This window comes from Serratia liquefaciens, assembly GCF_027594825.1.
Lineage (GTDB): Bacteria > Pseudomonadota > Gammaproteobacteria > Enterobacterales > Enterobacteriaceae > Serratia > Serratia liquefaciens_A.
On the sequence record NZ_CP088930.1, the window covers coordinates 1431469 to 1443312 of the forward strand.

6 protein-coding genes are annotated in these 11844 nt (G+C 58.4%); 1 reads left to right on the forward strand and 5 read right to left on the reverse strand.

Annotated elements, in window-relative coordinates:
• Positions 1-74: 74 nt before the first annotated feature.
• From LQ945_RS06545 to fes, 3 genes are read right to left on the reverse strand one after another with little or no spacing between them, the layout of a single operon-like run.
• Positions 75-4019, reverse strand: a complete 3945-nt coding sequence (locus LQ945_RS06545) for an enterobactin synthase subunit F (RefSeq protein ID WP_270102542.1) — start codon at positions 4017-4019, stop codon at positions 75-77.
• A 32-nt stretch (positions 4020-4051) separates the two neighbouring features.
• Positions 4052-4258, reverse strand: a complete 207-nt coding sequence (locus LQ945_RS06550) for an MbtH family protein (protein WP_044552757.1) — start codon at positions 4256-4258, stop codon at positions 4052-4054.
• Positions 4233-5603 carry an enterochelin esterase gene (gene fes / locus LQ945_RS06555; protein WP_270102543.1) on the reverse strand — a complete coding sequence of 457 codons (1371 nt, stop codon included), beginning with the start codon at positions 5601-5603 and terminating at the stop codon, positions 4233-4235. The genes LQ945_RS06550 and fes overlap by 26 nt, the downstream gene beginning before the upstream one ends.
• 320 nt (positions 5604-5923) lie before the next feature.
• Here fes and LQ945_RS06560 point away from each other — a divergent pair, with 320 nt between their 5' ends.
• The gene (locus LQ945_RS06560) at positions 5924-8203 is read left to right on the forward strand and encodes a TonB-dependent siderophore receptor (RefSeq protein ID WP_270102544.1); all 2280 of its coding nucleotides are present in this window, start codon (positions 5924-5926) and stop codon (positions 8201-8203) included.
• Between the two features lie 181 nt (positions 8204-8384).
• Here LQ945_RS06560 and LQ945_RS06565 read toward each other — a convergent pair whose 3' ends face one another.
• Both LQ945_RS06565 and alsS read right to left on the reverse strand, forming a co-directional pair.
• Positions 8385-9980 carry an ABC transporter substrate-binding protein gene (locus tag LQ945_RS06565; RefSeq protein WP_044552759.1) on the reverse strand — a complete coding sequence of 532 codons (1596 nt, stop codon included), beginning with the start codon at positions 9978-9980 and terminating at the stop codon, positions 8385-8387.
• A gap of 139 nt (positions 9981-10119) precedes the next feature.
• Complete coding sequence (alsS, locus tag LQ945_RS06570) at positions 10120-11805, reverse strand: acetolactate synthase AlsS (RefSeq protein WP_020827976.1); 1686 nt, start codon at positions 11803-11805, stop codon at positions 10120-10122.
• Positions 11806-11844: the final 39 nt, after the last annotated feature.

The following is an 11844-nucleotide window of genomic DNA, read 5'->3' on the forward strand; positions in this document are numbered from 1 at the left end:
AGGCGCTTACTTCAGTAAGTAACTGGGGTGAGTGAGTGCAGGTAACAACGCTGCAGCTTGAAATACGACGGGTATTACAACGCTCGAAGTATGCGGTTCAACAACGGTCCTAATACCTTGAACGACGTTGGTGAAACGATATCCACGTGCGCGCAGTCCAGTTCATGAACCTGTAGCGCATCTACATACTGCGACCAGGTCTGCTGAACATCCATCCCTTCCTGCAACGTCTGACGCGCGACAAACAGCGTCGCCTGCCCTTTGAAATTTGCCGTGTGGGTGGCGGAAAGCAGACGAACCGAATCGGCATAGTTGGCTTCGATATTATCGAACATCGCCACGCGGGTTTCGCCCAACGCCGGATCCAGCGCATCCTCAGACACCGCCAGGAACTGCTGACGTTCGCGCTGAACCTCTTTCAACACGTTGTCATCCAGCATGACGTCCCAGTTTTGCGTTTCCGGCGGATAGGTATCCAGCAACCCAAGGAAAGCCACTTCTTCGCCCCGCGCCTGTAGTCGCGCGGCGATGCCCTGCGCCAGCGTGCCTCCCAGCGAGTAGCCGATAAAGTGGTATGGGCCCTTAGGCTGCACCTGCAAGACCGTCTCCAGATGCGCGTCGCACACCTGATCCATATTCTCGCTGAGCGCCAGCGGGCCATCCGGCCGTGGCGACTGAATACCTACCAGCGACCAATGCTGATCGATGTAACGCGGCAGCACGCTGAACTGCCAGGAGAAACCGGAAGCCGGATGCAGGCAGAACAGCGTTGGCCCTTCGGTGGTGCGCAGCGGCAGAACGCTGTCAAAACCGGTTTTGTCAGCTTCTTCCTGAGTGCGTTCCTCAGCCAACAGCTGCGCCAGCTGTTCCACGCGGGAAGCCACCATCACCTGCCCTACCGACACCGCCTTGCCCAGCTCACGCCGCAGCTCCGCCGCCAAGCGCATCGCCAGCAACGAGTGCCCGCCGAGGGCAAAGAAGTCATCGTCGGCAAACACGGTTTCGCGTTGCAGCAGACGAGCGAACACGGCCGCGATCGCCGTTTCCAGCCCCGCTTGCGGTTCACGTCCTGCGGCGCGGGTTGCGCCTTGCGGCTGCGGCAACGCTTTACGATCCAGCTTGCCATTGGCGCTCAGCGGCAACGCCTCCATCTCGACCAGTGCCACCGGCACCATATGCGGCGGCAGGCGATCGGCCAATGCAGCACGCAGGACGTCCAGATCAAGGCGGACACCGGGCTGGGCCACCAGATAACCCACCAGTTGACGGGCATCGCCACCGCCAGGATCGGTTGGCGTATTTTCCAGCACCAGCGCATGAGTCACCGCCTGTTTGATGCCTGGCAGCGACAGCAAGGCATGATCGATTTCACTCAATTCAATGCGTTGCCCACGAATTTTTAACTGATCGTCGCTGCGGCCAAGGTATTCCACCTCGCCTCCCGGCAACCAACGGGCGACGTCACCCGTGCGGTACATCCGCCCGCCATCGCCCTCAGGATCGGCGACAAAGCGGCTGGCGGTCAGTTCAGGTCGCCCCAGATAACCCTGCGCCAGTTGGACGCCGGTAAGATACAAATCACCGGCCACGCCTGGCGGTACTGGCCGCAGCCGCGCATCGAGGATGCGCAAACCGGTATTCCAAACCGGCAAACCGATAGGCACGTTGGCGCCAGTAACGGCAGCCAAGGCTTCGCCCCAGGCTGGATGCCAGCTGACGTCCACCGCCGCTTCGGTCGGCCCGTAGAGGTTATGCAGCGGTACCGCAGTGCGGCTTTGCCACAGTCGGCACAACTCCGCCGGTAAGGCTTCGCCGCTGCAAAATACCTGGCGTAACGGCGCGCAGCACGCTACCGCCTGAGGGCTGTCCAGCGCGCTGACAAAGGCCGCCAGCATCGAAGGAACAAAGTGCATGGTGGTGACGCGGTGTTGATCAACCAGCTGCAGCAGCTGTTCCGGATCGCGGTGCGCTTCAGGCGGGGCCATCACCAACCGGGCACCCACCATCAGCGGCCAGAAAAATTCCCATACCGAAACGTCAAAGCTGCAAGGCGTTTTCTGCAACACCACATCGCCCGCCGCCATCGGATACTGATGCTGCATCCACAGTAAACGGTTGACGATCGCCTGATGCCCCACCAACACGCCTTTCGGTCGCCCGGTCGAACCGGAGGTAAAGATAATGTAGGCCGGGTGATGCGGCGTAGGCCCGTTGAGCGTGACGTTGGCTGCGCTGTCTTTCGGCAACGGCGCGTCATACAGCAAGATCTCGCCCTTGCCGGCAAAGCGTGCCTGCTGGGTCGGTTCGGTGATAATCAGGCGCGGCGCAGCGTCTTCCAGCATCATGCCAAGGCGCTCGTCAGGGTAACCGGTGTCCAGCGGCAAATAGGCCGCCCCGGCTTCGACAATGGCCATTAACGCCAGCGACAAAAAGACCGAGCGCGGCAAGGCGACGGCGACGATATCACCGGGCTGTACGCCCTGTTCCGTCAACTGACGCGCCAGCGCGGCAACCTGTTCACGAGTTTCGCGATAGGTAAATTGGTATTGCGCATCGGCCAGCGCCGGGGCATCAGGCGTTTTTTGCGCCTGTTCAGCCAGCAGGCCGGAAAGGGTTTGCGCCGGCACCGGATGTGCCGTGTCGTTAACACGGGCCAACAGTTGGCAGTCTTGCTCGGTGAGTAAATCGGCGTCACCGATCGGCATTTGTGGCTGTGCGGCAAACTGGCGCAGCAGCAGGGGCAGACGTTGCAGATGCGCCGCCAGCTCATCACGCTGATAACGCTCGGCATTGGCCAGCAGATCGACCTTCAGCGTACCGGCTTCATCGAGGTACAGTGCGATCTCCAGATCGCGCACCGGGCCGGAGGCCAGCTCATGGGTGATGCCTTCGATACCGCCGAAGTCCAACTGGAAATCGAACATCTTGAAGTTGAATACGGTGCCGTACAGCGGCTGGGCATCGCCAATCCGCCCCAAATCGCGCTGCACCTGCTCCGCCTCGTAGCGCTGATGGCGACGAACGATTTTCAACTCGCGACCGATATTGCCGGCGACCTCGCTCAGCGTCGCCTGAGGGGCGAGGTGCATTTCGATCGGCAAGACGTTAATCACCGGTCCGTTGGCGCACAGGGCGGCCGAACCGGTACGGCGCATAAAGATAAAACCGGCGCTGAAGCTGGCATGCCCGCTCAGGCGAGAAACCCAAAGCGCCACCAGCGCCAGCGCCATATCCGCGACGCTGAACTGCTGCTGACCGGCGTTCACCAGCTGAGTGAAGTCTTGGCGATCGCACAGCTGCGATAAACGGTGAATTCGGGTGGTTGGCGTCTGGCCGGCCAGCGGCTGCGGGCAAAGGGTGGCCGGCGTCGGCAACTGCTGCGCCTTATTCAACCAGAAGGCGGCATCGCGCTGACAAGTGGGCGACTGCGCGTAGCGTTGATATTCCTCGACCACGTCGCTGAATGCGCTAAAAGGCGTCGGGCCCGGCCGCTCATTGTGCAACGTCCGGGTGTAAATATGGGCAATTCTGCGAGCAATGGCGGTGAAACTGAAGCCATCCACCAGGATATGGTGATAACGCTGATACCAAAACCAGCGCTGCTCCGACAGGCGGATCAGCATATGACGATACAACGCATTGCCGCTGCCAATGCGCAGATCGCCGGACATATCCAGTTCCATGAGGGCACGCGCCGCCGCAGCGGCATCCGGAGACTCGCTGAGATCGATCAGTTCCACCGGCAGGACTGCCAGCGCGGGATCATGCCACTGCATCGGCACGCCATCACGCTCTTCAAAGCGGAATTGCAGGGTGTCCACTTCGGACAGCCCCTGCTCAATCGCCCGCAGCAGGCACGCCTGATCCAACGGGCCGTTCAACTCAATATAGTGGGAAACCGCATAAGCGTTGGCATGCGGTGAAATCTGATCGGCAACCCAGATCCCGGGTTGCGCGGCGACCAACGGCAGTTCAGTGGCGAACGGCTGTTCGGTCGGTAATACGGTGCTGTCTGACAAAGTACTGACTCCTGTTATCGGTATTGGCGTCATCACGCCTTACGCAGCGAAGCGGGCCGCATATCCTGCCAATGCTGTTCCAGCCAAATCACGCACAGCGCCCGTGCCGCCGGGCCAAACACCGGCGTCCACCCCGCCGGCACTGCGCTGAAGTCCGGCCACAGGCTGTATTGCAGTTCATCATTCTGCACAATCAGGCAGCTTTGTTGCTCGTCATCGAACGGGTTCAGAGTTTCCATCGCGGACTCCTTGGGCAGTGAAGGTTAGCTTGATCGAGGGAGAAAAAGATTGATCCGCCCACAGTGCCTGCAGACCGTCTATCAGGCCGCCACGCCAGCACAAATGATCGTGCCCCCCGGCTACCACCCGGTATTGCACCCGGTGACCGGCATCACGCAGCAAGTCTGCCATCCGATCGTTGACCCGACGCGCCACTTTTTCATGCACGCCGGCTTCCATAAACACCTTCAGCTTGCCTTTGCCAACGCCCTGCTCAACCTGATGCAGTAACCAACCGGCGTCGGTCGGGATTTCCGCCAGCTGATACATGTCGCGACGTGGCCACCAGAAAGAGCTGGACTGGCAGATAACCCCGCCAAAACACTGTGGCCAGTGCAGCCCGGCATACAACGATGACAAGCCGCCAAAACTTTGGCCGCATACCAGAGTACGGGCAGGATCGCGTTGGTACGGCGCCCATTCGGCGACCTGCGGCAGCAATTCTTCCTGCACCGCCAGCCAGAAATCTTCATTGCAGGCCAGCTCCCGGGAACGGTGTTTGAGATCGATAATGTCAATCAGCAGATAAACCGCTTCCGGCAGCTTGCCCTCGCGGGTCAACTGCATCAGCGGATCCCAGACCGGCATGTTGCTCGCCCAGAACTGACCATCCAGCAATATCGCCAGCGGACGTTGTGTTGGATCACCTTCGCCGGTGGTATAAACCCAGACGTCACGGGTATTGCCCAGCCGCTCGCTGTGCCAACGGTGGCGCTGTAAACGCGCGGGTGGCGCTGGGGTACAGCGACCGCTGGCGACCGCATAGCGATCGAAATCCTGCCAGGCCGGTTGCGGCAGCGCTTCCGGCATATGCAGCCCCGACAACACGTGGCCGCCGACACCTGCCCAGGAACGATGGGGATTCAGCAGGTCCTGGGTCGCACCGGCAAACACCTGATGCCACCAATGACGGACCGAATGCATATTGGCGTGCGTATCCTCATCGTTTTGGATCAGTGGACGGTCGTCCATACAAGGAATAAAGCAGTAGCTGCCGCGCCAATCGGCGCTCAGTTCGGTTTGCCAGTACCAGACGTCGGTCCCTTCCAGGCGTTGCAGGCTCTGCGGCGGCGACGACTGATGGTGGTCGGTCAGGCAATTGATGTGGATCCAGACCCGCTGATAGGCTGAAGTGAGTTCACATCCCTGAGGGTCACGCCATAAAAAGGTGACCTTCCCGCGTCCATCCCCTTGCAGCTCCACCAGCGGCGTGCCGCGTTTGGCGATATTCAGCCACCATCCATGGCGCCCGGCGTGCTTGCTCGATAATAATCTGCTGCTTTCTGACTCGGATTTTGTTTTCAAAACGCCTATTCACTATTTAGCTGGCAGCTTCAGGAAAGCCGGTAGATTCACGGCGCGAGGCGCTGCCCAAGAAAACGGTAAGTCGAATACTATTGATAATTATTTGCGTTTGCAATAGTGTGTGTAGGCTCGTAAACAGGGCAGGTATTCTTCAACAGGGACGGATACCGAATTTTAGCGCTGAATCCAATGTCGTGGCCACTGCGTCTTGGCCGATTGGGTTTCTCTTTCCGAAAACAAAAAACTACAACCGCCCTTCTCACACCTGGAGAGCTACCGCTTCGGTGCCCCGAGAAAGGCAGCAAGGTAGGAACTCTCAGATGAACAGCAAACTATCACGTTATTCCTTAGCCACACTCATCGGGTTAGGGTTAGGCGCGTCCGCTTTTGCCCACGCCGCACAGCAAACTGACAGCACCACAGAAACAGACAACGTCGCCACAAGCAAGAAAGAAGCCACCGAGGACACCATTGTCGTCACCGCCGCCAAGCAGAACCTGCAGGCGCCGGGGGTTTCTACCATTACCGCCGACGAAATCAAAAAACGCCCACCTGCCCGTGATATCAGCGAGCTGATCCGCACCATGCCCGGCGTTAACCTGACCGGCAACTCCACCAGCGGCCAACGCGGCAACAATCGCCAGATCGATATCCGCGGCATGGGCCCGGAAAACACCCTGATCCTGATCGACGGCAAACCGGCCAGCAGCCGCAACTCGGTGCGTCAGGGCTGGCGCGGTGAGCGTGATACCCGTGGCGATACCGCCTGGGTACCGCCGGAAATGATTGAACGTATCGAAGTGCTGCGCGGCCCTGCGGCGGCACGTTACGGTAACGGCGCCGCCGGCGGCGTGGTCAACATCATCACCAAGAAGAACACCAAAGAGCTGCACGGCTCGCTGAATACCTATTTCGACGTGCCGGAGCACAAGCAGGAAGGCTCGACCAAGCGTACCGACTTCAGCCTGTCCGGCCCGCTGACCGACCAGTTGAGCTTCCGGCTGTTCGGGGGTTACAGCAAAACTCAGGCCGATGCCTGGGACATTAACGAATCGCATAAGTCCGAGCGTGTAGGGGCCTATGCCAGCAGCATTCCTTCCGGCCGTGAAGGGGTGGTAGATAAAAATATCGACGCCTTGCTGCACTGGGACTTCGCTCACCTGCAGTCGCTGGAGTTTGAATACTCCTATGGCCGCCAGGGCAACCTGTACGCCGGTGACACTCAGAACACCAACACCAATGCGCTGGTCCAGAGCAACTATGGCAAAGAAACCAACCGTATCTATCGCGAGACCTTCGGCCTTAACCACCGTGGTGCCTGGGATAACGGGGTCAGCACCAACAACTACGTTCAGTTCGAGCGCACCCGCAATACGCGCCTGAACGAAGGGTTGGCCGGCGGTACCGAAGGTATCTTCGACGCCAAAAACGAAGGCTTCGGCACCACCAAGCTGGACGATTTCCTGGCGCACAGCGAAGTCAGCGTGCCCTTCGAGCTGGGCGTGACGCAAACTGCCACCCTGGGTACCGAATGGAACCAGCAACGCATGAAGGACGGTTCATCCACCAGCCAGACGATGATGGGCGGCACCATACCCGGTCAAGGTAGCGGTACTCGTAGCCCTTACGCATCCGCCCATATCTTCTCGCTGTTCGCCGAAGACAACATGGAGCTGACCGACAGCACCATGCTGACGCCGGGCTTGCGTTACGATCTGCACTCCGAAGCCGGCAACAACTGGAGCCCGTCGCTGAACCTGTCACAGGAACTCGGCGACAACTTCACCCTGAAAATGGGTATCGCGCGTGCCTACAAAGCGCCTAACCTGTACCAGACTAACCAGAACTATTTGCTGTACAGCAAAGGTCAGGGTTGTTCGTCCAGCGATGTCAAAAATGGCTGCTACCTGTTGGGTAACGACGATCTGAAAGCGGAAACCAGCGTCAACAAAGAAGTCGGGCTGGAATTCCATAATGAAGGCTGGCTGGCCGGCGTGACTTATTTCCGCAACGATTACCACAATAAAATCGAAGCGGGCAATAGCCGTATCGGTACCAGCAGCACCGGCACAGCGGTTTACCAGTGGGAAAACGTGCCGAAAGCGGTAGTTCAGGGTCTGGAAGGTACGTTGAACGTGCCGGTCAGCGAGACCGTATCCTGGAGCAACAACGCCACTTACATGATTGAGAACAAGAACAAGAGCACCGGCGACTACCTGTCGGTGATCCCTAAGTTCACCATCAACTCGACGCTGAGCTGGCAAGCGACCCAGGACCTGTCGATGCAATCGACACTGACCTGGTATGGCCGTCAAAAACCGAAGAAGTACAACTACCAGGGTAAACCGGTCAGCGGTACGGAAACCAAGGAAGTCAGCCCTTACGCCGTGGTAGGTGCCAGCGCGACTTATGATGTGACTAAAAACATCAGCCTGACGGCGGGTATCGACAACCTGTTCGACAAACGTCAGTTCCGCGAAGGTAACTCGCAGAACGTGGGTGACCCAACCACCGGTGCCATTAACATTGCCGGCGCAGGCGCCGCCACCTACAACGAACCGGGCCGTACTTACTATATGAGCATCAACACGCATTTCTAAACAACCAGCTTAATCAAGACTGCTAACCCCCACCAGGGGGCTAAACCGGTAGGGGTCGAACATGTTCGACCCGATTTAACCCAGTGTTTATGCAACTGGGCGCAGCATGCAGCGCCCCTACCATTAAAAAGCAGAGCCGATTGCCAACCACCTAAGGGGCTGCCATGCAGCCCCTTTTTTATTATTTCTCCAGCGAAACCTGTTTGAAGATGTGTTTGCCGAAGGGATCGATCTCGTAGCCTTTCACCTCTTTGCGCACCGGTTCAAAAATGGTCGAATGGGCAATCATCAACGCCGGCATCTGGTCATGCATCATCACCTGCGCCTGTTCATACATTGCCACCCGCTTGGCGTGATCGTTTTCCTCACGCGCTTGCGAAATCAACTTGTCGAACGGCGGATAGCACCACTTGGCCGAGTTCGAACCGCCGTTGGCCGAAACGCAGGTAAACAACGGGCCAAAGAAGTTATCCGGATCGCCATTGGCCGTAGTCCAGCCCATCAATGCCGTTTGATGCTCGCCATTTTTTATCCGCTGCAGATATTCGCCCCACTCGAAGGTGACAATTTTGGCCTTCACGCCAATCTTCGCCCAGTCGGACTGGATCATCTCCGCCATGCGTTTGGCATTCGGGTTGTAGGGCCGCTGTACCGGCATCGCCCACAGATCTATCGCAAAACCCTGCCCCAGCCCTGCCTCTTGCAGTAACTTTTTGGCCTTCTCCGGGGAATACGGGTAATCCTCAATCTTGTCATTGCTGCCCCACTGGGTCGGCGGCAACAGGTTTTTCGCCGGCTGGCCCGCGCCGTGGAACACCGCTTCGAGGATCGCCGGTTTGTTCACCGCCAGCGCCAGCGCCTGCCTCACCTTGACGTTATCCAGCGGCTTTTTCTGGGTATTGAACGCCAGAAAACCGATATTCAGACCGGATTTCTCCATCACCTGGATATTGGGATCCTGACGCATCCGTGTCAGATCCGCCGGGTTAGGGAACGGCATGACCTGGCACTCATTTTTTTGCAGCTTGGCATAACGCACCGCCGCATCCGGGGTAATTGAGAACACCAGGCGGTCAACCTTGGGTTTGCCTTCCCAATAGTGGTCGAACGCCTTGTAGAGGATTTTCGCATCCTTCTGGTACTGCACCAACTGGAAGGGACCGGTGCCGATCGGGTCGTTGTCCACCCGCTGCGGGGTACCGGCCTTTAGCATCGCGTCGGCATATTCGGCGGAGAGAATGGTGGCGAAATACATGCCGAGATCGGCCACAAACGGGGCTTCAGCGCGTGAAAGCTCAAAGCGCACGGTGTTATCGTCCACTTTGACAATGTTGTTGATCAACGTGCCAAACTCCATCGACTCAAAGTTGGTGTAAGCGCCGTTGGAAACCTTGTGATAAGGGTTATTGGCATCTTTTTGCCGCATGAAGGAGAAGATAACGTCGTCGGCGTTGAAATCACGGGTGGGGGTAAAGTATTTATTGCTCTGGAATTTCACCCCCTTGCGCAGGTGAAAAGTGTAATTTTTTCCGTCTTCACTTACCTGCCAGCTTTCGGCCAGGCTGGGCTGCAGCTCAACGGTGCCGGTTTTGAAGTCCACCAATCGGTTGTAGATCGTCGCCGAGCTGGCGTCCACCGTCGGTCCAGAGGTAAACAACTGCGGGTTAAACCCTTCCGGTGAGCTTTCGGAACAATAAACCAGCGTACTGGCGCGCGCACCGCCCATCACCGTCAAAGCCAATAATCCCAGCGTCATTGTTATTGCTTTTGTTTTCATTCTGCCATCCCCGGTATAGAAAATAGACTCGATGGATACCAATAAATCATGAAGTTAGGGATGTAAAGAACAAATTTTAGGCATAAAAAACGGGGAGCGCCGCGTACGGCATTCCCCGTGGTTTTTACGCCTGTTGAAATTAAATCATCTGGCTGAAGTTCATCTGCGCCATCAGCTTGTAGTTGTCGGCATAATCGACCGGAATGGCCACCACGACCGGCCCCTGAATTTCCATCGCCTTGCGCAGCATGGGCCGCAGGTCATCCACCGACTGCACCGCAAACCCGACCGCCCCGCACGCTTCGGCATAGGCTTTAAAATCGATAGGGCCGAATTCCACCCCGGATTTGCGCCGGTATTTGTTCACCTCCTGCATTTCCACCATGTTGTAGGCGTTATCCACCCAAATCACGTGCACGATGTTATTTTTCAGCCGCACGGCGGTTTCCAGTTCCATGCTCGACTGCATAAAACCGCCGTCGCCGGAAATTGACACCACTTTGTCGCCCGGCCGCACCAGCGCCGCGCCGATGGCCCACGGCAGCGCCACCCCCATGGTCTGCTGGCCGTTGGAAATCAGCAGTTGGCGCGCCCGGAAGCTGTAAAGGTAACGCGCAATCCAGATGTGGAAACTGCCCATGTCCACGCACAGCGTCACGTCGTCGCTGACGATATCCTGCAGCTCTTTGACGATGCGCAGCGGGTGGATTGGCATACCGCCGCGCCGTGCGGCACGTTCCGCCAGTTCGGTACGCTGACGACCAAGATCGCTGAGGATCGACTCCACTTCGGCCGGCACGCTCACCACGCTGTTAAAGGCTTCGGTCATCATGTCGAGTGTGGCGCTGATATTGCCCACCAGCTCAACGTCCGGGCGATAGCAGGTATCGATGTCCGCCGGCAGCACGTCGATATGCACCAGTTTCAATCGCCCCTGGCTGTTCCACATGCAGGGATCGTACTCGATCGGGCCATAGCCGACGCTGACCACCAAATCGGCCTTCTGTAACAACTGGTCGGCGGGTTGGTTATTGAACAACCCGACGCGGCCGGCAAAGCGCGCAAAATGATTAACGTCGATCACCCCTGCCGCCTGGTAGGTCCCCACCACCGGCATATGGGTACGATGCAGCAGTTGGCGCACCGCCTCGCTGTTTTCCGGGCGGCTGGCCTGCAGACCCAGCAACAGCACCGGGCATTTCGCCTGTTGGATCAGCTTAACCGCAGCGCGAATATCCTCGGCAGCGGCGGCCCCCATTCGCGGCAGCCGGCACCCCGCCAGCACCGGCGCACTGACCGGCTCATTGACGATATCCATCGGCAAACTGACGAAAGACGCCCCCGGACGGCCGAACTCGGCATGGCGGAAAGCGTTGGCGATCACTTCGGAAATCGCCGAACCGGCATGCACTTCGGCACAATACTTGGTCACCGGTCGAAACATACTCACGGTGTCCATACTCTGGTGAGTCTGTTTGAGGTTGTCGGCACGCTTCACCGCCCCGCCGAACGCCACGACCGCATCCCCTTCCGAAGTGGCGGTCGCCAGCCCGGTGATCAGGTTGGAGCTGCCCGGCCCGGAGGTCACTAACGCCACCCCGGCCTTGCCGGTCAAACGCCCCACCGCCGCCGCCATAAACGCCGCGTTGGCCTCGTGGCGCACCACCACCGTTTCTATCGACGGCGCGTCTTCCAGCGAATCGAATACCCGGTCAATCTTGGCGCCCGGAATACCGAATACGTGTTTTACCCCCTGCGCCTCCAGATTTTTCACCACCAAATCTGCGCCACATGCCCAGTTATTGTCTGTTTTTGCCTTGTTCATGGAATACCTCCTGAAAATACACCCAGGACTGTCGCGGAA